The sequence below is a fragment of the Streptomyces venezuelae genome (assembly GCF_008642335.1).
In the GTDB taxonomy this organism is placed as follows: domain Bacteria; phylum Actinomycetota; class Actinomycetes; order Streptomycetales; family Streptomycetaceae; genus Streptomyces; species Streptomyces venezuelae_F.
Genome location: NZ_CP029191.1, coordinates 1,013,561 through 1,034,122, shown reverse-complemented (window position 1 = coordinate 1,034,122; position 20,562 = coordinate 1,013,561). Strand labels below are relative to the sequence as shown.

Genomic DNA, 20,562 nt, shown 5'->3' with positions numbered 1-20,562 from the left:
TGTCAGCGGCCGTACGTGTCGCGGCAGATGACCGCTTCGGGGCTGTTCGGCCGCCACTTGCCGTAGGCCTCGCCGAGGGCGCAGACGTCGGTCACCGGGGTGGCGGGGACTCTGACGGGGGCGGGGCGGGTGGCTCCCGCGTCGGGACGTGCGGCGGCGGGTCTGCGTGCGGGGGCGGCCACGGGGGGTGGGGCTTGGCGGTGCGTGCGGGACGGGGGCGGGGCGGAGGGGTCGGCTCCGGCAGGGGCGTCCGGGCTTCCGTCGGGCTTTTGGGGGGACGGGGTGCGGGGCGGGTCCATGCGTTGCAGGGCCTCCCGGGCCGGGGCCTGCACGATCTTCGGGCGCTGCTCGCCGTCGGTGCGGGGAGCGGGCTGGGGTGCGGTGGCCACCGACGGGCCGGGGCCCGAGGGCCGCTCGACGCTCGTGCAGCCGGTGACGGCGGCCGAGGCGGCTGCCGAGACGGCCACGGTGACGAGGAGCGCGGCGGCGGTGGTCGTCGGTCGATGCATCTGCGCAACTCTGCTGGGTCGGGCCGAAGTTGGCTCCGGAACCCCTGGAGGTTGCCCCGCACGGGTGACGGACCCGACGCGCCGCCTCACGCGTCCAGCATCCCCCGCAGCAGTTCCCCCACACTGCTCCGCAGCTCTTCCACCGTCGGCGTCGCGGCGTGGAACGAACCCGCCACGCACGAGAACATCAGCCCGTCGCACCAGGCCACCAGGGACAGCGTGTGGCGCTCCGGCGCGGTGGAGCCCGCGGCACGGAGCAGGGACACCAGGGGCTCTCTGAACTGGGCGCCGGCCGCGTCGTAGTAGGCGCGCAGTTCCGGCCTGCGGGTCGCTTCCATCGCCAGCTCGTAACGGGATACGAGGAGTTGGCGATGGTCGCCGGTCAGGTACCGGTGCAGGGCCTGGGCCAGTCCGGCGGCCAGCTGCCCGCGTCCCGCCGAGGGGTGCGGCATCTCGGCGGGGTCCAGGATCTCCGCCTCGCGCTCGGCCTGACGTCGTACCGCCACTTCCAGGAGGGCGAGCCGGGTTCGCGCGTGGTTGGACGTCGAGCCCTGGGGGAGTCCGGCTGCCTCGTCGACGGCGCGGTGGGTGAGGCCGCGCATGCCGCGTTCCGCGAGCAGGGCGAGGGCGGCGTCGGCGATGAGTTCGGTGCGATCGGTGCGGGGGGCACCCGCGCTGCGTACGGACATGGCGGAAACCTTACCCGGCACACTACAGGTGTAGTACGGTCGAACCGGCCGTTCACTACACCTGTAGTTCCCGCGGGAGGAAACATGAACCAGGCCCTGAAGCCGCAGCCCCACGCCGTCGTCGTGGGCGGCGGCATCGGCGGGCTCGCCGCGGCCATCGGGCTGCACGCGTCGGGCTGGCGCGTGACCGTCCTGGAGCGGGCCGCCTCCCTGGAACCCGTCGGCTCGGGCATCGGCCTCGCCCCCAACGCCCAGCGCGCCCTGGACGTCCTGGGCCTCGGCGACCGGGTCCGCGCGCTCGCCGCCTGGGAGGGCGACGGCGGGATGCGCGCGCAGAACGGCCGGTGGCTGGTGCGTACGAGCGCCGCCGCGGCCGAGGGGACGTACGGCGGATCGCTCGTCATGCTGCACCGGGCGACCCTCGTCGACCTGCTCGTCTCCGAGCTGCCCGAGAAGTCGCTGCGCACCGGCGCGCATGCCCGCCTCAAGGACCCCGGCACCGCGGGCCGCCCCGCCGTCGTCTCCACGGACGACGGCGACATCGAGGCGGACCTCGTCGTCGGCGCCGACGGCATCAACTCCGCCGTGCGCGCGGCACTGTTCCCGGCCCACCCCGGCCCGGACTACGCGGGGTTCACCGCGTGGCGTTTCGTCATCCCGGCGCCGGACCAGCCGTTCACGCCGCACGAGACGTGGGGCCGCGGCGGTGTCTGGGGCACGCACCCGCTGAAGGACGGCAGGGTGTACGCGTACGCCACCGCCCGGCTGCCCGAGGGAGGCAGGGCGCCCGACAGCGAGAAGGCGGAGCTCCGGCGCCGCTTCGCCGACTGGCACGCCCCGATCCCCGGCCTGATCGACGCCGTCAGGGCGGAGGACATCCTGCGCAACGACGTCCGCCACCTGACGACGCCGCTCCCCGCGTACCACCGCGGTCGCGTCGCCCTCCTCGGCGACGCCGCGCACGCCATGGCGCCGAGCCTCGGCCAGGGCGGCAACCAGGCCATCGAGGACGCCGTGGTCCTGGCCCACCACGTGGCACCGGTCGCCGACCCCATGACGTCGGGCGCCGACCTCGCCGCGGGTCTCGCGGCCTACAGCGCGGCCCGCGTCCCCCGCACCACCGGGATCGTCCGGCGTGCCGCGCGGGCCGCCCGTCTCACGCACCCCACCAGCGGCCCGCTCATCGGCGTACGCGACGCCCTCGTCGCGACGGCGACGCGCCTCGGCCCCGACTTCGTCATGCGGAGCTTCTCCTCCATCGCCGACTGGCGTCCTCCGCAACCCCCGTATGCTGCGGGAACGACGACCGGCGCCGCCGAGCGGCAGCAGACGGGCGACCGTCGTCGGTAGACGGACAGCAGACAGGAGAACAGTGGTGAAGATCGGCTGCATCGGACTCGGCGACATCGCGCGGAAGGCGTACCTGCCCGTCCTCACCACCCTGCCCGGGGTCGAACTGCACCTGCAGACGCGCACGCCCGCGACCCTCGCCGAGGTCGCAGGCGTCCACCACATCCCGGACTCCCGCTGCCACACCGACCTGGACGCCCTCCTCGCCCAGGACCTCGACGCCGCGTTCGTGCACGCGCCGACCGCCGTGCACCCGGAGATCGTCACCCGGCTCGTCGAGGCGGGCGTGCCGACGTACGTCGACAAGCCCATCGCGTACGAATTCGCCGACTCCGAGCGTCTCGTGCGCCTCGCCGAGGAGCGTGGCGTCAGCCTCGCCGTCGGCTTCAACCGCCGCTTCGCGCCCGGCTACGCGCAGTGCGTCGAGCACCCCCGCGAGATGATCCTCATGCAGAAGAACCGCGTGGGGCTGCCCGAGGACCCGCGCACGCTCGTGCTCGACGACTTCATCCACGTCGTGGACACGCTGCGGTTCCTGGCGCCGGGCCCGATCGACGACGTCACGGTGCGTTCCCGTGTCGAGGACGGGCTCATGCACCACGTGGTGGTGCAGCTCGCGGGCGACGGGTTCGTCGCGATCGGCATGATGAACCGGCTGAGCGGCTCCACCGAGGAGATCCTCGAGATCTCCGGCCAGGACACCAAGCGGCAGGTGATCAACCTCGCCGAGATCGTCGACCACAAGGGCCAGCCCAGTGTGCGGCGGCGCGGCGACTGGGTGCCGGTGGCCCGTCAGCGCGGCATCGAGCAGGTCGTGCTGTCCTTCCTGGACGCCGTACGCGCGGGCAAGCTGCTCAGCGCCCGGGACGCGCTGGCGACCCATGAGCTGTGCGAGCGTGTGGTTCGCGCGGCTCAGGAGCAGGGTCGGGGCTAGTTGCGGGAGCGGCACTGCCCGCGGCCTGTCCGGGGGATCGACGTGATCGCAGGGAGCGCAGGCCCTCGGTCAGGCCCAGTGCGAGGAGCACGAGCAGGGCGGCGTGCACGGGCCAGTCGCCCCACTCGACGTACGCCGTCTCGCCCGTGGCCAGCGGCACGTCGTACAGGGCCGCGGCGCTCGCGGAGGTGCCGATCGTGCTGCCGACGCGCGAACCCTCAGGGCCGTACACCGCGGAGACGCCGGTGAGCGTGGCGTGCACCATGGGGCGGCCGGTCTCCGCGGCCCGCACCGCCGCGAGCGACGCGTGCTGCCGGGGCGCCCAGCTGTTCTGGAACGACGACGTCGCGGACTGGGCGAGCAGCAGCTGGGCCCCGTCCCGGGTGAGCCTGCGGCTCATGTCGGGGAACGCGGACTCGAAGCAGACGAGGGGGCCGACACGGAGGTCGTGGCCGGTGCGCATCACCACTTGGCGGTCGCCGCGCCTGCGGTCCTCGCCCGCGGCCTTTCCGACGGACGTCGCCCAGCCGAGCAGGGAGCGCGCCGGAATGTACTCGCCGAAGGGTACGAGCCGCATCTTGTCGTAGCGGTCGCCGGTCGGCCCGTCCGGACCCACCAGGACGGAACTCTTGAATATCCCGGGCCGGTCGGAGCGGCGCGCGTCGACGTTCACCAGGATGTCCGCGCCCACCTCGCGGGAGAGGGCGGCTATGCGGCGGGCCACGTCCGGCCGGTCTGCCAGGTCGAACCCGACGCTGCTCTCGCCCCAGACGACGAGGTCCGGGTGCCGGCCCGCCAGGGTGCGGGTCAGCGCCTCCTCGCGGGCCAGCCGCTTGTCGGCGCTCGCGATGCCGTCCGCGATGATGCCGGGCTGGACGACGGCGACGCGGGTGTGCCCCGCGGATTCGGGCCGGGGGGCCCACGCCCAGGCGGCCGCGGTGGCGGTGGCGACGGTGAGGATGCCGGCGAGGGCGGGGAGGATGGGGGCGGTGAGGGAGGTGGGCCTCTGCGTCTTCGCTGCCCTGTCCGTGCCCGGAGCGCCCGTTTGCCGCGTCGAGGATTCTGTGCCCGGAGCGCCCGTTTGCCGCGTCGAGTATCCCGTGGCCGGAGCGCCCGTTTGCCGCGTCGAGTATCCCGTGGCCGGAGCGCCCGTACGCCCTGTCGAGGTCCGCGCCGCACCCGCCGCCCCCGCGACGGCCAGCAGCGCGACCCCCGTGTTCACGACCACGACGAACGCGCTGACCAGCCATACCCCGCCCACCGACGCGAGTCGCAGCGCGGGCGGCACCTGCCACTGGCTGGAGCCGAGCAGACCCCACGGGCCGCCAAGGCCCTCCCAGGACCTGACCAGTTCGACCAGCAGCCACCCCGAGGGCAGCACCACGAGCGCGCCCGCGGCCCGCGCCGGCCCCGGCACGCCGCCGAGCACCCGCCGCACCAGCCACCCCCAGGGCGCCCACAGCAGACCGAGCAGCGCGGCTATGACGACGGTGAACACGTGCAGGCTCGGCAGCAGCCAGTGGTGCACGGCCACCATGAAGCCGAGGCCGCCCAGCCAGCCGTCGAGCGCGGCGCGCCGGGCGGTCGGAGCCGACCGCGCCAGGAGCAGCCACGGCACCAGGGCGACGTACGCGAACCACCACAGTGACGGGGCGGGGAAGGCGAGAGCGGGCAGCGCTCCCGCGGTGACAGCGAGGGCGCCGCGCCACCAGCGGGACGCGAGCAGCCGCCCGGCACGCTGCCGGTACCGCTCCCGTCGGTCGTCGTCGGACAGCTCCATGCAGCGCCTCCCTCGGTCCCCGACGCCCCGTCGTACGACCAGTGTGCGCGACGTGGACGATCTAGGACAGTGGGTCGGGCAGGTGGCGGACGCCTGACGCGGCTCAGGCCTCCGTGGCGGCTTCCCGCCGTCGGCCGGCCAGCTGGCGCCACTTCTCCGTGACGACCACGTGGCGCAGCCGCCAGCCGTTGTGCGTACGGGTCAGGGTGAAGGCGTAGCGGCCGCCGCAGATGAAGTCCGGCGCGGTCGTGGGCTCGACGGCGGGGGACGGGCCCGGGGGCTGCGCGAACCGCATCGGGTTCACGTAGTCGGCCTGGACGCGGGCGACGTCGTCGATGTCCTGTTCCAGCGTCCCGAACTCCAGCCTGCGGTTGGTGATCAGGTGCTGGCGCATGGGGAACATCCGCATGGTCTCGGAAAGCCACGCGGTGATCTCGTCGGCTCCTCCTTCGATGCCGCCCGCGGAGCGGTAGTCGGCGCGTCCGTCGGGGGCGAAGAGCTGTCGGTAGGCGGTCCAGTCGCCGTCGTCGACGGCCACCGCGTACTCGGTGATGAGGGCATCGACGGCCAACCGGTCGATCACGGCGGCGAGTTCCACGCGCTGCGTCATCGGCTCAGTGTTGGGCACGGGAGGTGGGGAGCCAAGATGCGTGCAGGGATATGCACGTCGGGAAGAAGCGGCTATGCGGCCTTCACGATCTCCGCGCGGACAGCGGCGGCCCACTCCGTCACCAACTGCTCGTACTCTCTGCGCTGTTCGGCGGAGAGCCGACCGCCGGCGCGCAGCCACAGGCCGCGGATCCGCTCGTTCAGCTCGTCGGAAGAGCGCACGGAACCATGGGGTGGAGGGGTTAAGGGCATGGCGCCAAGCCTAGGGGATGCCTACGACAATCGGAACTGTCAGCTACCGCACACCTGCGGCACGTGACCGAACGCACCCCGCGCGGGCGGGGGCGCTCGTGCTGGCCGGGGCTAACCGATCTGTTCGGCCAGGGCGACGATGATGCCCGCGGGGCCGCGGAGGTAGCAGAGGCGGTAGCTGTTCTCGAACCGGACCACCTCACCGAGAAGCTCGGCGCCGTGGGGGCGCAGGCGGGCGACGGTGTCGTCGATGTCGTCGACGGCGAACATGACGCGGTGCAGGCCCAGCGTGTTGGGCGACGGGTGGGGCGGTGCGGTGGCGACTGCCGCGGGGGCGTGGTACTTCGTCAGCTCCAGCCTGCCGTGGCCGTCGGGGACGTGCATCATCGCGATGTCGGTGCGTACGCCGTCCAGTCCGACGATACGGTCCGCGTAGAGGCCCTCGATCTGCGTCCTGCCCTCCAGTTCCATGCCGATCTCGCCGAAGAAGGCGATGGCGGCGTCCAGGTCCTCGACGATGACGGCGACGTTGTCCATCCGCTGAAGCGTCATGGTGGTGCTCCTTCTGGATCGTGTGGGCTGTCTGTGGCCTGCCTGGGATGGAGTGGGGCGGTCAGTCACTCGTGACTCCCTACCCAACATGGGTTCTTGTTGGCCGGATGCGCGCTGCCGTGGCGGTCGTCGGGGCTAGGCTCACCGGCCATGGCTGAGGACGACTTGGACGACAGCGAGCTCTGGCCGGTCCCGCCCGCGTGGCTCATGGCATGCGGCCAGTGCACGCGCCTCTACCAGCGGATGGTCGAGGCCCGGGAGGCGGTCGCGGAGGCCGAGCTGACCACGGCGAGCACCGTGGACGCCGACCCGTTCGACTCGGGGTTGTCCACGCAGCTGGCTCTCGGCCAGCACCTGGCGCGCGAGCACGCGGAGCTCCTCCCGGACTTCGAGCCCGCATGCCCGCGCTGCACGACGTGCCGGGAGGATCTGGAGCGCCCGGCCATGTCGGAGGGGGCTTCGGACTGGGCGCACACCGCGGCGGCCGAACACCGGGCGCGGCATGTGCTCGTCCCGCCCGTGATGACCACCCTGCTCTGATCGTGCCGCCCGCCCGGCTCGCGCCGGCGGCCTAGCCCGCCGACTCACCCGCGTGCGGGCTGAGTTCTCCGACGCCCACCAGGACGAACAGCACGATGCCCAGCAGGACCCGGTAGTAGACGAACGGCATGAAGCTCTTCGTGGTGATGAACTTCATGAACCAGGCGATCACCGCGTAGCCGACCACGAACGCGATGAGCGTGGCGAAGATCGTCGGACCCCAGGAGACGTGACCCTCGCCCGCGTCCTTCAGTTCGAAGACGCCGGAGGCGAGGACCGCGGGGATGGCGAGGAGGAAGGAGTAGCGGGCCGCGGCCTCGCGGGTGTAGCCCATCAGGAGGCCGCCGCTGATCGTCGCGCCCGAGCGCGACACGCCGGGGATCAGGGCCATCGCCTGGCAGATGCCGTAGATCAGGCCGTCCCTGACGCCGAGTTCCTTGAGGCTCTTGCGCTCACGGACCGCCCGGTGTTTGCCGCCCGTCTCGTCGCGGGCCGCCAGGCGGTCGGCGATGCCGAGGACGATGCCCATCACGATCAGCGTCGTGGCGATGAGGCGCAGATCGCGGAACGGGCCCTCGATCTGGTCCTTGAACGTCACGCCGAGGACGCCGATCGGGATCGAGCCGACGATGACCAGCCAGCCCATCTGCGCGTCGTGGTCCGAGCGCGGCACCTTCCCGAAGAGCGAGCCGAACCATGCCGACAGGATGCGGGCGATGTCCTTGCGGAAGTAGATCAGCACCGCCGCCTCCGTGCCGATCTGGGTGATCGCGGTGAACGCCGCCCCCGGATCGTGCCAGCCCGCGAACGCCGCGGTCAGGCGCAGATGCGCGCTGGAGGAGATCGGGAGGAACTCGGTCAGCCCCTGGACGAGCCCGAGGATGAAGGATTCAAGCCAAGACATGAAAACTGCGCCGTCCAAGTACTGATCATCGGGCCGCGGGTGCGGTCGTAGCGGTCGTCGTTCAGGGGCGTGGCTGCTGCGGCAAGGCCGGAGGTGGGTGGGAGAGCTCGCGGAACGTCGGAGCGCGGGGCGATCACGTCCCCCGTCGTGGGGGCAGCGTAGCGGGCCAGGGTTACGGGACGGCGGCAGGGCCGACCGGCGGCTGTGGCGCCGGGCCCGCCGTCGTCCATCCCGGTGCCTGGGGGTGCGCGGTGAGATCGTCGTGCCGGACCGCGTCGCCGCAGGCCGAACAGGTGACCACCGGGACCAGTTCGTGGCCGCAGGCGTGTTCGAGGACCATGGGGCGGTTCTCGTCTCCGCGCAGGTGGCGGTCGCCCCACGCCATCAAGGTCATGAGCACGGGCTCCAGTTCGAGGCCGGCCGGGGTCGGGCTGTAGCGGAAGCGCTGTGGGCGCTCGCTGTACACCTGCTTCTCCAGGATGCCCGCCTCCACCAGTCGGCGCAGGCGTGTCGCGAGGACGTCGCGGGGCGCGCCGATGTTGCGTACCAGCTGGTCGAAGCGCTCGTTGCCGAGACACACCTCCCGCAGGACGAGCAGGGAGTACTTCTCGCCGACGAGCGCGAGGGCGTCGGCGATCGAGCAGGGGCGCGGATCCTTCATGCGGGCAGTGTAGGCGGGAAGCCGGTGAGGGTTTGAATTTCCAACTCAGCTGGTTAGAGTGAGTTTGGAATTCCTACTCGCTTATCTGTTCGTGCTCCTGGCCGTTCCTGACCCGTCTGTTCGCGTTTCTGACCGCTGCGCGGCCGCGAAAGTTCGCCCTGTCGTATTCCGGGCGTTCCCCGGCCGTTCCCTGGTGTTCGAAAGAGGTCCGCACCATGCGTGATGCCGTCATCGTCGAAGCCGTACGCACCCCCGTCGGCAAGGGCAAGCCGCAGGGCGCCCTCGCCGACGTCCACCCCGTCGAACTCCTCGCCCACACCCTGCGCACCCTCGTCGAACGCACCGGAATCGACCCCGCGCTGATCGACGACGTGATCGGCGGCACCGTCGACCAGGTCGCCGAGCAGGCCATGAACACCACCCGCTACGCCGTCCTCTCGGCCGGCTTCCCCGAGTCCGTGCCCGCGACCACCGTCGACCGGCAGTGCGGCTCCTCGCAGCAGGCCGTGCACTTCGCGGCGCAGGGCGTCATATCGGGTGCGTACGACATGGCGGTCGCCTGCGGCGTGGAGTCGATGAGCCGCGTACCGATGTGGTCGAACGTGCCCGAGGGGGCGGATCCGTTCGGGCCGGGTGTCGCCGGGCGGTACCCGGAAGGGCTGGTCCCGCAGGGCATCAGCGCCGAACTCATCGCCGCCAAGTGGTCCATCGGACGCGAGCGGATGGACGCGTTCGCGACGGCCTCGCACCGGCGTGCCGCGCGTGCCTGGGACGCCGGCCTGTTCGACGCCGAGACCGCGCCCCTCGCCGGTCTCACGCGCGACGAGTCCGTGCGACCGGGCACCACCCCCGACGTCATCGCGGGGCTCAAGCCCGCCTACTACGACCCGCACTTCGGCGAGCGGTTCCCGCAGATCGAGTGGTCCGTCACGGCCGGCAACGCGAGCCCGGTCAACGACGGAGCGGCCGCCCTCCTCATCACCACCAGCGAGAACGCCGCCCGCCTCGGCCTGCGTCCGCTCGCCAGGCTGCACAGCTTCGCCGTCACCGGATCCGACCCGCTCCTCATGCTCACCGGCGTCATGCCCGCGACGGAGAAGGTGCTGCGCAAGGCGTCTCTGAGCCTGGACGACATCGACCTCTTCGAAGTCAACGAGGCCTTCGCGGCCGTCGTCCTCGCCTGGCTGCAGGAGACCGGCGCCGACCCGGAGAAGGTCAACGTGCACGGCGGCGCCCTCGCTCTCGGGCATCCGCTCGGCGCCAGCGGCGCCCGGCTGATGACCACCCTGGTCCACGCGATGCGCGTTCGCGGGTCGCGGTACGCCCTGCAGACGATGTGCGAGGCGGGAGGACTCGCCAACGCGACTGTCCTTGAGGCGCTGTAGCGGCAACCCGGGGGAGGGTCGGGCTGCTCAGTGGGCGCGGGGCCGGGCTGCTCAGGGGGCGCGGAAGTGGTGGCGCTTGAACCACGCCACCGCCGCCCCGCCCAGACCCGTCACCGCGATGAACCCCATCGCGACCAGGAAGACGGGCGACGTCGGCGTCGACGCGCGGGCCCCCGCGATCACGTACGCCGCCGTGTTCGGGATCGAGCCGAGGCCCGTCGCGAGCAGGAACGGCAGCCAGCCCATGCGGGACACCGCCGCGCAGTAGTTGGCCGCGGCGAACGGGACGCCGGGGAACAGCCGTACCGCCAGCATCGAGCGGAACCCGTGCCGGCTGAGCTGGCCGTCCGCGGCCTTCAGCCAGCGCCCGCGCAGGAGTGGCCGCAGCGCGTCCTGGCCCAGCATCCGGCCGAGTCCGAAGGCGATCCCGGCGCCGAACACGGTGCCGGCGATCGCCGCGGCCAGGCCCGCCTGCGAGCCGAAGAGCGCACCCGCCGCCAGATTGAGCAGCGGCCGCGGCACGAAGGCGGCGGTGCACGCCCCGTACGCCACCGCGAACAGCGCCACCGCGGTGGCGCCGCCCAACTGCGCGGGCCATCCGTCGGAGAGGACGCGTTGCGGTTCGAAGAGGAGGACGCATGTCGCCGCCGCGGCGAGCAGCACCACGAGCAGCGACAGCCGCGACCACGGCGAGAGCAGGGTCCTGGCGCAGCGCGCGGCGACGCCCTGCGGGCGGGCGGTTGCGGTCTCGAACATCCGGGAAGAGTAACCGGCTCATGTGACTGATCGCCGTATGGTGCGTCTCATCGGCGTCACAGTCCCGACAGCCGTGCCGAGGAGCGACCTCGCCGACACGGTGCTCGAACGGCTCGTCACGACCTACCCGGAGGCGGCGAATCCGGAGCGGTCCGCGCAGGTGGGGGCGCACATCGGTCCAACAGTGCTTCCACGATGCCCAGCAAGCGGTCCCCGATCCGGTCGATGCTGCCGTTCTGCGTGCTGACCTGCGCGCCCTCCAGCAGAAACGTGATCTCGGCCGCGGTCTGCGCGGGGTCGGTCAGGCCTGCCTCCTCGCACAGGGCGACCAGCCGCCGGGTCTGGCGCGCCTTGTGCTCCTCGATCACCTGCCGCGCGGGGTGCGAGCGGTCGGGCAGTTCGGCGAGGGAGTTGATGAACGGGCAGCCCCGGTACGAGAGCGTGGGCAGCCCCTCGGCGATGAAGCGGGCCAGGCCCAGGATCTGCTCCCTGGGCGCGTCGGGGTGTGTGGCCTCGACCCGGTCGAAGGCGGCTTGGTAGTCGGCCGCGACGATCCGCAGCCACTCCGCGACCAGCGCGTCCTTCGTCTCGAAGTGCCGGTAGATCGCCGCCTTCGTCGTCTCGGCCCGGTCGGCGATCGCCTGGACGCCCACCCGCCGGATGCCCTCGCTCTGGAAGAGCTCCTCCGCCGCGTCGAGGATGCGCTCGCGGGGCGGGAGTTTGGCCACCCTGCTCGGCCTGCGGGCGGTTGCTCCGCCGCCGGTTGCTCCGCCAGTGGTCGCTTCGCCGGTGGTCGCTGACATGGCTGCTACGGTACCAGTCCGTCCCACGCGATACCGATCGGTATCGCATGGGACTACTCGGTATTGATGGTTCGGTCGGCGAGCAGGAGTGTGCAGTGAGGGTTTCGGAGTACGTGAAGTACGACGCGGTCGGACTCGCGGGGCTGGTGGCCGCGGGCGAGGTGACGCCCGGCGAACTCATGGCGGCCGCGCGCGAGGCGGTGCGGGTCGTGAACCCGGAGATCAACGCCGTCGTCGAGACGTGGGCCACCGACGACGAGCCCGTCCCCGGCCTCAACACCCCCGACCCCGACGGTCCCGGCAGCGCGCCGCTGGCCGGCGTCCCGTTCCTGATCAAGGACCTCGGTGTCGCCATGGCCGGCCGGCGGACGGAGCTGGGCAGCCGGCTCGCGGCCGGACACGTCGCGCACGCCGACTCCGCGCTGATGGTGCGTCTGCGGCGGTCCGGCCTGGTGACGTTCGGGCGTACCACGACACCGGAGATGGCCTACAGCATCACCACGGAGCCCGCGTTCCACGGCCCGACGCGCAACCCGTGGGACCCGCGGCGGAGCGCCGGCGGATCCAGCGGCGGCGCCGGTGCGGCCGTCGCCGCCGGAATCGTCCCCGTCGCGCACGCCACGGACGCCGCGGGCTCGCTCCGGATACCCGCCGCCCACAACGGCCTCTTCGGGCTGAAGCCCACCCGGGGCCGCGTCTCCGTGGGGCCCGACTTCGACGAGATCTTCAACGGTCTCGGCGTGCAGGGCAGCGTCAGCCGTACGGTGCGCGACAGCGCGGTCCTGCTCGACCGGATGCGCGGCCACGAGCCGGGCGACCCCTACTCCGCGCCCCGTCCGCCCAGGCCCTACGCGGACGAGGTCACCCTCCCGCCGGGTCAGCTGCGCATCGGCGTCCTCACCCCGGCGTGGGGCGGACGCCGCACCACGGCGCCCGTGGCCGACGCCGTCTCCCGCACCGTGCGGCTGCTCGAATCCCTCGGCCACCGGGTGACCGAGGCGCGGGTCGACCTCGGCGTCGGCTGGGACGAGTTCGTGCTCGCCAACGCCCGCCTCATGACGGCGAACCTCGCCGCCTCCGTCGACGCGCTGGCCGCCGCGTCCGGCAGGACCATCGACGCCTCCACCCTCGAACCGGTGACCCTGGCCGCACACGGCTACGGACAGCGGGTCACCGGCCCGCAGTTCGTCGCCGCCCTCGCGCTCCGCAACCGCGTCGCCCGCGCTCTGGCGCGGTACTTCGCGACGTACGACCTGCTGCTCACCCCGACCCTGCCGGAACTGCCCATGCTTCTGGGCGAGTACGGGGAGGGCGCGGAGGCGCTGGACGGGTTCGGCTGGATCGAGCGGCTCAACGACCGCTCGCCGTTCACCATGGCGTTCAATGTCGCGGGCACGCCCGCCATGTCCGTGCCGGTGATGTCCGACGCGGAGACCGGGCTGCCCATCGGCATGCAGTTCGCCGCCGGGTACGGCGAGGAGGGGCTGCTCTTCCGTCTCGCCGGGCAGCTCGAACAGGCGAGTCCGTGGGCGGGACGTACGCCCGGCGTCTGGGCGGGCGGTCCTCGGGCGCGCTGACGTCCCGGCGGCGGCAACTCGGCCCCCGGAGCGTGTCGTTCGCGCATAAATCATTCGACGTGGGCGTTTTCTTCGGTGAGGATCAGTCCCATGTTCCGGTACGCCTTCCTCGCAGCCACGCCCGCAGTCGCGGGCGCTGCGAAGGCTGCCGTCCTCGCACCCGACGCCTTCGGCGGCACCCGAAGCTGACCCTCCCCGGACATTCCGGCGGACCCCCGAGGGGGAGGGTCGGTCAGGCCCCCGGGGTCCCCGTCCCGACCGCGCGCGTCCGCGGGTCCGGGACAACAGCTTCGAGTTCCGGAGAAGGAACCGCCATGTCCAAGACCGCATACGTCCGTACGAAGCCGCACCTGAACATCGGCACGATGGGCCACGTCGACCACGGCAAGACCACCCTGACCGCCGCCATCACCAAGGTCCTCAGCGAGCGCGGCACCGGCGGCGGTACCCAGTACGTGTCCTTCGACCGCATCGACCGCGCCCCCGAGGAGGCGCAGCGCGGCATCACCATCAACATCGCGCACGTCGAGTACGAGACGGACACCCGGCACTACGCGCACGTGGACATGCCCGGCCACGCGGACTACGTGAAGAACATGGTCACCGGGGCGGCGCAGCTCGACGGGGCGATTCTCGTCGTCTCGGCGCTCGACGGGATCATGCCGCAGACCGCCGAGCACGTGCTGCTCGCCCGGCAGGTCGGCGTCGACCACATCGTCGTCGCGCTCAACAAGGCCGACGCCGTCGACGACGGCGAGGACGCAGTGCTCACGGACCTCGTCGAGCTGGAGGTCCGTGACCTGCTCACCGCGCACGGGTACGGAGGCGACTCCGTCCCCGTCGTACGGGTCTCGGGGCTGAAGGCCCTGGAGGGCGACCCGCGGTGGACGTCCGCGATCGAGGCGCTCCTCGACGCGGTGGACACGTACGTGCCGATGCCCGAGCGCTATCTCGACGCGCCGTTCCTGCTGCCCGTCGAGAACGTGCTCACCATCACCGGGCGCGGCACCGTCGTCACCGGCGCCGTGGAGCGCGGCACCATCCGCCTCGGGGACCGCGTGGACGTCCTCGGCGCCGACACGGAGACGGTGGTCACCGGCCTGGAGACCTTCGGCAAGCCGATGGAGGAGGCGCAGGCCGGCGACAACGTGGCGCTGCTGCTGCGCGGTCTGCCACGCGATGCCGTACGACGCGGGCACGTCGTCGCGGCGCCCGGCAGCGTCACCCCGCGGCGGCGCTTCACCGCGCAGGTGTACGTCCTGTCCACCCGCGAGGGAGGCCGTACGACACCGATCGCCACCGGGTACCGGCCGCAGTTCTACATCAGGACCGCGGACGTGGTCGGCGACGTCGACCTCGGCGAGGCGGCGGTGGCCCGCCCCGGCGACACCGTCACGATGACGGTCGAGCTGGGCCGTGACGTACCGCTGGAGACCGGCCTCGGCTTCGCGATCCGCGAGGGCGGCCGCACCGTCGGCGCGGGCACCGTGACCGGCGTCGCCTGACGGGCCGCGGTCCGTCACACCCGCCCCGGGGGGACAGGACTCCCGGGGCGGGCGGGCACAATGGACGGCGTGGACGAGCACGAGTTCGAGGGCGGGGCCGGGGCGCACGCCCCGGGCGGGGATGCGGGCGCGGAGCCGGACGAGGCCGTTCCGGTGACCCGGGAGGTCGACCACGGCACGGCCAAGCTCATGCCCGACATCGACAGGGCGCGCGCCTGGCTGCTCACGGTCGACGGCGCCCCCCAGTCGTATGTCGACCTGGACGACCCCACGCACCTGGAGTTCGAGTACGCGCGCCGCCTCGCCCACGTCCTCGACGCCGCGGCCGAACCGGGCGCCCCGCTCGACGTCACGCACCTCGGCGGCGGCGCCCTCACCCTGCCCCGCTACCTCGCCGCCACCCGCCCCGGCTCCCGGCAACAGGTGGTCGAGGCCGACCGGGGGCTGCTCCGGCTGGTCGCCGAGCGGTTGCCGTTGGCGGCGGCGAGCGGGGTCGACGTGCACGGCGCCGACGCCAGGGAGTGGCTCGACGCGGCGCCGGACGACAGCGCCGACATCGTCATAGCCGATGTCTTCGGCGGCTCACGCGTGCCCGCACACCTCACCACGGTGACGTACGCGCGCACCGCGGACCGGGTGCTGCGACCGGGCGGGCACTACACCGCGAACCTCGCCGACGGCGCCCCGTTCGCCTTCCTCCGCTCCCAACTCGCCACGTTCGCCGAGGCCTTCGAGGAGCTCGCGCTCATCGCCGAGCCGTCGGTGCTGCGCGGACGCCGCTTCGGGAACGCCGTGCTGATCGCCGCGCACCACCCCATCGACATCGGGACACTGGCCCGCCGCACGGCCTCGGACGTCTTCCCCGCCCGGGTCGAGCATGGCGACGCGCTGCGCCGCTTCATCGGGGACGCGCGCCCGGTGCGGGACGGCGAAGCGGTTCCCTCACCCGAGCCGCCCGACGGCGCCTTCTCCATCGGGTGACGCCTCGGCCGCTGCCGCGACCGGGTCCGGCTTCGGGCCCGTCGGCGTTCCGGCCGACGTGACGTGCGTCGTGCGCCGCGTCAGGTTGCGTACGTCCGGTACGAACAGGACGGCCGCCGTCACCAGGACCACCAGCGCCGCACAGCCCCACAGCGACGGGGCTCTGCCAAACGCGGACTCCGCGGGACCCGCGAGCGCCGTGGCCAGCGGGACCATCGCGATGGAGCCGAACCAGTCGTAGGCGGCGACGCGCGACAGCTTCTCCTCAGGGATCTCCTGGTGCATCGCGGTCATCCACGAGACGCCGAACACCTCGATCGCGACGCCGCTGACGAACATCACCGCGGCGAGACCCGCGACCGGCAACGGCACGGCGAGCGCCGCCGAGGGAGCGGCCAGCGGGAAGACACAGAGGGTGCCCGCGAACAGCAGGCGCCGCGGCTTCCACCGCATCATCAGGAACGCCCCGCAGACCGTGCCCGCGCCGAACGCGCCGAGCGCCAGACCCCACGGCCCCGCGCCGCCCAACTCGTCCCGCGCCACCAGCGGCCCGAACACCGACTCGGCGGCGCCGACCACCGCCACCACCACCGAGAACTGCGCCACGATCGACCACAGCCAGGGCCGCCCCGTGAACTCGCGCCAGCCGTCCCGCAGGTCGGCGATGAGCCCCTCGCCCGGCGCGCGCTCCGGGATGTGACTCACGTCGAGGAAGGACCGCAGCGCCCCCGCGAGCGCGAACGCCGCGGCGTCCACCGCGAGCACCCAGCCAGGACCGATCGCGGCGACCAGCAGGCCGCCGAGCGCGGCCCCGCCGAGCCCGGCCCCCTGCATCGCCATGCGGTACAGCGCGAACGCGCGGCCCACCTGTTCGCCGCTGACCGACGACATCAGCATGCCCTCGGCGGCGGGACCGAAGAAGGCCTGGCCGACGCCGCCGAGCCCGCCGAGCAGCATCATCTGCCACAGCTGCGGCTCGCCCGCGAGGACGAGCACGGCGAAGGCCGCCTGCGACACGCAGTTGAGGGCGTTGGCGGCGACCATCACGTGGTGGCGCGGCAGCCGGTCGGCGATCGCCCCGCCGATGAGCAGGAACAGCACGAGCGGCAGCGTCCGCGCGGCGGCGACGAGGCCGACGTCCCCGCCGTCGCCTCCCGCGTCGAGAACCGCGAACGCCGCCGCGATCAACGCCCCGTGGCTTCCGAGGTTCGTCACGATCGCGGCGGCGGTCAGCAGGCTGTAGTTGCGGCCGGCCCAGGAGGGCCTGCGGCGCGGCGCGGGGGCGGGAGTCGTCACCCCGGGACTATCCCCGGCGGACGGCCGACTTGCCAAACCGTTTCTTGCCCGCTCCGCGCGGGGAGGCCGCCGGCGTCGGGCGTCCTCTAGCGGCCGGACTCCTCGGCCGTCTCCTTGCTCAGCCGCACCGTCCCGAGGATCTGCTGCACGAGATCGTCGGAGACCTCCTCCTTGACGCCCTTCGCGCCGTAGAGGGTCCAGGCGACGAACTCACCGGCACCGTTCTTGAAGGCGAACGTCGTGGCCTTGCCCTCGGAGTCGCACTTGGCCGACGTGGCGGCACCGGACGTCGTCGACGTGGCGACGCTGCCCTTGATCCCGGCCTTGGTGGTGAAGTCCTTGATCTCGCCGATCTTGATCTTCTTCTTGTCGGCCTTGGTCTGCTCGGTGTAGCCGCCGAAGACCCACCACGCCGAGTCGTTGCGCGCGATGTCCTTGGTGTTCTTGGCGCCGTTCTGGCCCTTGGTGCCGACCGCGGCGAGCGAGGTGTCGTCGGGCCTGCCGTCCTTGTCGTCGTCGGACGTGCACCACTTGTCCTTGAGGATCGCGGGGGCGGACATGCCGATGATGGTCTTCGCGCCCTCCTCCTTGCGGTCGTCGAAGGCGATGAAGGTGTCCGGCGTCTGGACCTTCCAGTCCGGCGGGACGTCGAACGCGGTGCCCCACTTGGGGTTCACGACGACCTGCCAGCCGTCGATCATGGGCTTCTCGTCGTCGGCGTCGCGCGCGTTCCCGTCGTCGCTCGGCGACGGGCTGGGGTCCTTCTTCGCGGACTTCGAGGGCTTCGCCGGGCCCGCCTCGTCGTTCTTGTCGTCATCGCCGCCGAAGACCAGGAAACCGGTGACGCCCGCCGCGGCCACGACGGCGAGCGCCGCCACGATGGCGGTGACCTTCGTCTTGTTCCCGCCGCCACCGCCCGGCCCGCCGCCGGTCTGCTGCTGCGGCACGGGCGGCGGCGTCGGGGCCGCCCAGTGCGACTGCTCGGGCTGCGAGTACGCACCCGGGTGCGGCTGCTGGCCGCCCGCAGGCTGCTGGTAGCCCCCCGCCGGCTGCTGGTAGCCACCCGCGGACTGCTGGTATCCCGGCTGCTGATACGGGTTCGGCTGCTGGTACCCCGGCTGCTGGTACGGGTTCGGACTCTGGTCCTGCGGGTTCTGCTCGCCCCCGGGCGGCTGATTTTCTGGCCACATGGCCAGTAACCATAGAGGTGCGGGGGACCTGGTGCCATGCGCGGTCCCGGCGGGACGGGCACCTACCGGGCCACACGGGGAGAAGCCGTGGAGAACGTGGAGGAAGCGGAGCGCAAGGGGAGAATGCGTCAGGATTCCGTCGGGTCCCCGTGGGTGCGCACCGTGCTGAGGATCTTCATCACCGTCTCCTCGGGTATCTCGTCCTTCACGCCCTTGGCGCCGTAGAGGCTCCAGGCGACGTACTCACCCGCCGCGTTCTTGAAGCCGAAGGTGATCGCTTTGCCGTCCGTCGCGCACTTGCCCTTCATCGGGGTGTTCGTCGACCGGGCGCGGGCGATGCTGCCCTTGATGCCGGACTTCGTCGTGTACGGCTGTGCCTTCTCGTCGGACGTGAAGCTCTTCTTGTCCGGCTGGGTGTAACCGGCGTAGATCCACCAGCCGACCTGGTTCACCGCGACCTCGTCGGTGTTCTTCGCGCCGTTGGCGCCCTTCGTGCCGACGGCGGCGAGCTCGTGGTCCTCGGTCCTGCCGTCCTTGTCGTCGTCGGTGACGCACCACTTGGACTTGAGGTACGCGGGCGCCGACATGGTCATCAGCGGCTTGCCGGTCTCGTTGTCCTCGAAGGCGATCGCCGAGCCCGGGTTCTGCACCTCCCACTCGGGCGGCACGTCGAAGGCGGTGCCCCACTTCGGGTTCACCACGACGTGCCAGCCCTTGATGGTCGGCTTCAGACCGTTGTCCTTGCCGCGCCCGCTGTCGGAGCCCTCGCCCGTCGTGGGGTCCGGCTGCCGGGAGGCGGGTGCGGGGGAGTCGGCCTTGCTGTCCTTGTCGTCCCCGCCGCCGAGCACCAGATAGCCGGTGACGCCCGCGGCCACGACGACGGCGGCCGCCGTCACGATCGAGACGATCTTGACCTTGTCGCGTCCGCGGTCGCCACGGCCGCCGGTACCGCCGCCATCGCCGCTGCCGGTCGCCTGGGGCACCCCGGTGGGCGCGGTCGGGGCGCTCCACTGCCCCGGCTGGCCCGGCTGCCCCGGCTGGCCCGCGGTGGGCTGCTGGTAGGGGTTCGGAGCCTGATATCCCGGCTGCTGATAGGGATTCGGCTGCTGGTACCCCGGCTGCTGGTACGGGTTCCGGCTCGGGTCCTGCGGGTTCTGCTCGCCCCCGGGCGGCTGCTGTCCTGGCCACATGGCCGGACACGATACGGGGACCCGTCATACAAGATCACAACGGCCCCGGGTGCGCGCCGAACTCTCCAGCGGTCAGTCAGTCCTGGACAGGCTCGTACAGACGCACCGTCGCGGTGATCTCCCGGACCGTCTCGTCCGGCAGTTCGTCCTTGACGCCCTTGGCCCCGTGGAAGGACCAGGAGGCGAACCTGCCGTCGGAGTTCTTGAAGGCGAACACCGCGGCCTTGCCGTCCGAGCCGCACTTGCCCCGCTTCTCGGCACCGGCCGAACTCGCGGTCACCAGGGTGCCCTTGAGGCCGGACTCGGTGGTGTACACCTCGGTCGGCCCCATCGTGACCTTCTTCCTGTCCGGCTGCGTATAGACGCCGTAGACCCAGTTGACCGCGTCGTGCCGGGCGGCCTCCTCGGTGCTCTTCACGCCGCGCCCGCCGCGTGTGCCCGCGGCCGCCAGTGCCGTGTCGTCCTTGATGCCGTCCTTGTCGTCGTCGCTCACGCACCACTTCTCCTTGAAGTAGGCGGGGGCGGCGTAGGCGGCGAGGAACGGCGCCGAGTCGTCATCGGCGTCCTTGTCCTCCACGACGCCGCCGGCCCAGTCCCGCGATTCCAGGGACCAGTCGGCGGGCACGTCGAACGCGATGCCGAGCTTGGGGTTGACGACGACTTTCCAGCCGGGAACGGTCGGCTCGGGCATGCCGTCGCCGTTACGCGGGTTGGCGGTCGCGGTCGCGGTGGCGGTTGCGGTCGCTTTCGGCGAGGCGCTGGATTTCGCGGGCCCGGGCTGAGCGGAGTCGTCTTTGTCGCCGCCGAGGAGCAGGGCGCCGGTGACGCCCGCGCCGACGACGACGGCCCCGGCCGCGACGAGGGCGATCAGCTTCGTACGACCGCCGCCGCCCCTGCCGTCTCCTGGGGGCTCGGGCGCGGCTCCCTGCGGGCCGGCGGTCACCGTCGGCGCGTTCCACGTGGCTTGCTGCCCGTAGGGGTTGGGCTGCTGGTACCCCGGCTGCTGGTACGGATTCGGACTCTGCGGGTTCTGACCTTGCGGCCACTGCCCCTGCTGGTTCTGCTCGCCCCCGGGCGGCTGCTCTCCATGCCACATGGG

At 72.3% G+C, this 20,562-nt stretch carries 21 protein-coding genes; 7 read left to right on the top strand and 14 right to left on the bottom strand.

What is annotated here, in order from left to right; translation table 11 throughout:
- Window positions 1-2: 2 nt before the first annotated feature.
- Both DEJ49_RS04485 and DEJ49_RS04480 read right to left on the bottom strand, forming a co-directional pair.
- On the bottom strand, window positions 3-509 hold the full coding sequence (locus DEJ49_RS04485) for a hypothetical protein (protein WP_150182603.1): 507 nt from the start codon (window positions 507-509) through the stop codon (window positions 3-5).
- An 86-nt stretch (window positions 510-595) separates the two neighbouring features.
- Window positions 596-1,198 carry a TetR/AcrR family transcriptional regulator gene (locus DEJ49_RS04480; protein ID WP_150182601.1) on the bottom strand — a complete coding sequence of 201 codons (603 nt, stop codon included), beginning with the start codon at window positions 1,196-1,198 and terminating at the stop codon, window positions 596-598.
- An 84-nt stretch (window positions 1,199-1,282) separates the two neighbouring features.
- On the opposite strand from DEJ49_RS04480, the gene DEJ49_RS04475 reads away from it, so the two are divergent.
- Window positions 1,283-2,548 carry an FAD-dependent monooxygenase gene (locus tag DEJ49_RS04475; RefSeq protein ID WP_150182599.1) on the top strand — a complete coding sequence of 422 codons (1,266 nt, stop codon included), beginning with the start codon at window positions 1,283-1,285 and terminating at the stop codon, window positions 2,546-2,548.
- A gap of 25 nt (window positions 2,549-2,573) precedes the next feature.
- Window positions 2,574-3,482, top strand: a complete 909-nt coding sequence (locus DEJ49_RS04470; protein ID WP_150182597.1) for a Gfo/Idh/MocA family protein — start codon at window positions 2,574-2,576, stop codon at window positions 3,480-3,482.
- Here DEJ49_RS04470 and lnt read toward each other — a convergent pair.
- The 4 genes from lnt to DEJ49_RS04450 all read right to left on the bottom strand — a co-directional run bounded on the left by lnt (window position 3,403) and on the right by DEJ49_RS04450 (window position 6,675).
- Window positions 3,403-5,262 (bottom strand): apolipoprotein N-acyltransferase, encoded by a 1,860-nt coding sequence (gene lnt, locus DEJ49_RS04465; protein ID WP_150182595.1) that lies wholly within the window; start codon window positions 5,260-5,262, stop codon window positions 3,403-3,405. The two genes, DEJ49_RS04470 and lnt, sit on opposite strands and share 80 nt — an antisense overlap.
- Before the next feature lie 103 nt (window positions 5,263-5,365).
- Complete coding sequence (locus DEJ49_RS04460; RefSeq protein ID WP_150182593.1) at window positions 5,366-5,872, bottom strand: nuclear transport factor 2 family protein; 507 nt, start codon at window positions 5,870-5,872, stop codon at window positions 5,366-5,368.
- A gap of 71 nt (window positions 5,873-5,943) precedes the next feature.
- A complete protein-coding gene (locus DEJ49_RS04455) occupies window positions 5,944-6,093 on the bottom strand; it encodes a hypothetical protein (RefSeq protein ID WP_399534295.1) in 150 nt (49 codons plus the stop codon).
- 141 nt (window positions 6,094-6,234) lie between these two features.
- Window positions 6,235-6,675, bottom strand: a complete 441-nt coding sequence (locus DEJ49_RS04450; protein WP_150182589.1) for a VOC family protein — start codon at window positions 6,673-6,675, stop codon at window positions 6,235-6,237.
- Window positions 6,676-6,825: 150 nt separating this feature from the next.
- Between DEJ49_RS04450 and DEJ49_RS04445 the strand changes: the two genes are divergently transcribed.
- Window positions 6,826-7,215 (top strand): hypothetical protein, encoded by a 390-nt coding sequence (locus DEJ49_RS04445; protein WP_150182587.1) that lies wholly within the window; start codon window positions 6,826-6,828, stop codon window positions 7,213-7,215.
- A 31-nt stretch (window positions 7,216-7,246) separates the two neighbouring features.
- Here DEJ49_RS04445 and DEJ49_RS04440 read toward each other — a convergent pair whose 3' ends face one another.
- Complete coding sequence (locus tag DEJ49_RS04440) at window positions 7,247-8,119, bottom strand: undecaprenyl-diphosphate phosphatase (protein WP_150182585.1); 873 nt, start codon at window positions 8,117-8,119, stop codon at window positions 7,247-7,249.
- Between the two features lie 172 nt (window positions 8,120-8,291).
- A complete protein-coding gene (locus DEJ49_RS04435) occupies window positions 8,292-8,780 on the bottom strand; it encodes a winged helix-turn-helix transcriptional regulator (protein ID WP_150182584.1) in 489 nt (162 codons plus the stop codon).
- A 215-nt stretch (window positions 8,781-8,995) separates the two neighbouring features.
- On the opposite strand from DEJ49_RS04435, the gene DEJ49_RS04430 reads away from it, so the two are divergent.
- The gene (locus DEJ49_RS04430; protein WP_150182582.1) at window positions 8,996-10,165 is read left to right on the top strand and encodes a thiolase family protein; all 1,170 of its coding nucleotides are present in this window, start codon (window positions 8,996-8,998) and stop codon (window positions 10,163-10,165) included.
- A gap of 51 nt (window positions 10,166-10,216) precedes the next feature.
- On the opposite strand, the gene DEJ49_RS04425 is transcribed toward DEJ49_RS04430, so the two are convergent.
- Window positions 10,217-10,921, bottom strand: coding sequence for a TVP38/TMEM64 family protein (locus DEJ49_RS04425; protein ID WP_150182580.1), 705 nt, complete (start codon window positions 10,919-10,921; stop codon window positions 10,217-10,219).
- Between the two features lie 116 nt (window positions 10,922-11,037).
- On the bottom strand, window positions 11,038-11,724 hold the full coding sequence (locus tag DEJ49_RS04420) for a TetR/AcrR family transcriptional regulator (RefSeq protein WP_150182578.1): 687 nt from the start codon (window positions 11,722-11,724) through the stop codon (window positions 11,038-11,040).
- A gap of 95 nt (window positions 11,725-11,819) precedes the next feature.
- Here DEJ49_RS04420 and DEJ49_RS04415 point away from each other — a divergent pair, with 95 nt between their 5' ends.
- From DEJ49_RS04415 to DEJ49_RS04405, 3 genes are all read left to right on the top strand, one after another.
- Window positions 11,820-13,301 carry an amidase gene (locus DEJ49_RS04415; protein WP_150182576.1) on the top strand — a complete coding sequence of 494 codons (1,482 nt, stop codon included), beginning with the start codon at window positions 11,820-11,822 and terminating at the stop codon, window positions 13,299-13,301.
- A gap of 314 nt (window positions 13,302-13,615) precedes the next feature.
- The gene (tuf, locus tag DEJ49_RS04410) at window positions 13,616-14,806 is read left to right on the top strand and encodes an elongation factor Tu (RefSeq protein WP_150182574.1); all 1,191 of its coding nucleotides are present in this window, start codon (window positions 13,616-13,618) and stop codon (window positions 14,804-14,806) included.
- 189 nt (window positions 14,807-14,995) lie between these two features.
- Window positions 14,996-15,787 (top strand): spermidine synthase, encoded by a 792-nt coding sequence (locus tag DEJ49_RS04405; RefSeq protein ID WP_150188047.1) that lies wholly within the window; start codon window positions 14,996-14,998, stop codon window positions 15,785-15,787.
- On the opposite strand, the gene DEJ49_RS04400 is transcribed toward DEJ49_RS04405, so the two are convergent.
- From DEJ49_RS04400 to DEJ49_RS04385, 4 genes are all read right to left on the bottom strand, one after another.
- Entirely contained in the window at window positions 15,749-17,083 is a 1,335-nt protein-coding gene (locus tag DEJ49_RS04400; RefSeq protein ID WP_150182572.1) for an MFS transporter, read from the bottom strand. The genes DEJ49_RS04405 and DEJ49_RS04400 overlap by 39 nt on opposite strands.
- Window positions 17,084-17,169: 86 nt before the next feature.
- A complete protein-coding gene (locus DEJ49_RS04395) occupies window positions 17,170-18,273 on the bottom strand; it encodes a hypothetical protein (RefSeq protein ID WP_150182570.1) in 1,104 nt (367 codons plus the stop codon).
- A 128-nt stretch (window positions 18,274-18,401) separates the two neighbouring features.
- Window positions 18,402-19,463: a hypothetical protein gene (locus DEJ49_RS04390; RefSeq protein WP_150182568.1), complete on the bottom strand. Its 1,062-nt coding sequence runs from the start codon at window positions 19,461-19,463 to the stop codon at window positions 18,402-18,404.
- A gap of 76 nt (window positions 19,464-19,539) precedes the next feature.
- Window positions 19,540-20,559 carry a hypothetical protein gene (locus tag DEJ49_RS04385; protein ID WP_150182566.1) on the bottom strand — a complete coding sequence of 340 codons (1,020 nt, stop codon included), beginning with the start codon at window positions 20,557-20,559 and terminating at the stop codon, window positions 19,540-19,542.
- Window positions 20,560-20,562 lie beyond the last annotated feature (3 nt).

Bases quoted from the DNA above. Each gene is read 5' to 3' on its own strand.
- DEJ49_RS04385 (WP_150182566.1), bottom strand. From the start codon at position 20,559: ATGTGGCATGGAGAGCAGCCGCCCGGGGGCGAGCAGAACCAGCAGGGG.
- tuf (WP_150182574.1), top strand. From the start codon at position 13,616: ATGTCCAAGACCGCATACGTCCGTACGAAGCCGCACCTGAACATCGGC.
- DEJ49_RS04460 (WP_150182593.1), bottom strand. From the start codon at position 5,872: ATGACGCAGCGCGTGGAACTCGCCGCCGTGATCGACCGGTTGGCCGTC.
- DEJ49_RS04425 (WP_150182580.1), bottom strand. From the start codon at position 10,921: ATGTTCGAGACCGCAACCGCCCGCCCGCAGGGCGTCGCCGCGCGCTGC.
- DEJ49_RS04390 (WP_150182568.1), bottom strand. From the start codon at position 19,463: ATGTGGCCAGGACAGCAGCCGCCCGGGGGCGAGCAGAACCCGCAGGAC.
- DEJ49_RS04445 (WP_150182587.1), top strand. From the start codon at position 6,826: ATGGCTGAGGACGACTTGGACGACAGCGAGCTCTGGCCGGTCCCGCCC.
- DEJ49_RS04395 (WP_150182570.1), bottom strand. From the start codon at position 18,273: ATGTGGCCAGAAAATCAGCCGCCCGGGGGCGAGCAGAACCCGCAGGAC.
- DEJ49_RS04450 (WP_150182589.1), bottom strand. From the start codon at position 6,675: ATGACGCTTCAGCGGATGGACAACGTCGCCGTCATCGTCGAGGACCTG.
- DEJ49_RS04440 (WP_150182585.1), bottom strand. From the start codon at position 8,119: ATGTCTTGGCTTGAATCCTTCATCCTCGGGCTCGTCCAGGGGCTGACC.
- DEJ49_RS04485 (WP_150182603.1), bottom strand. From the start codon at position 509: ATGCATCGACCGACGACCACCGCCGCCGCGCTCCTCGTCACCGTGGCC.
- DEJ49_RS04475 (WP_150182599.1), top strand. From the start codon at position 1,283: ATGAACCAGGCCCTGAAGCCGCAGCCCCACGCCGTCGTCGTGGGCGGC.
- DEJ49_RS04405 (WP_150188047.1), top strand. From the start codon at position 14,996: ATGCCCGACATCGACAGGGCGCGCGCCTGGCTGCTCACGGTCGACGGC.
- DEJ49_RS04430 (WP_150182582.1), top strand. From the start codon at position 8,996: ATGCGTGATGCCGTCATCGTCGAAGCCGTACGCACCCCCGTCGGCAAG.
- lnt (WP_150182595.1), bottom strand. From the start codon at position 5,262: ATGGAGCTGTCCGACGACGACCGACGGGAGCGGTACCGGCAGCGTGCC.
- DEJ49_RS04435 (WP_150182584.1), bottom strand. From the start codon at position 8,780: ATGAAGGATCCGCGCCCCTGCTCGATCGCCGACGCCCTCGCGCTCGTC.
- DEJ49_RS04480 (WP_150182601.1), bottom strand. From the start codon at position 1,198: ATGTCCGTACGCAGCGCGGGTGCCCCCCGCACCGATCGCACCGAACTC.
- DEJ49_RS04420 (WP_150182578.1), bottom strand. From the start codon at position 11,724: ATGTCAGCGACCACCGGCGAAGCGACCACTGGCGGAGCAACCGGCGGC.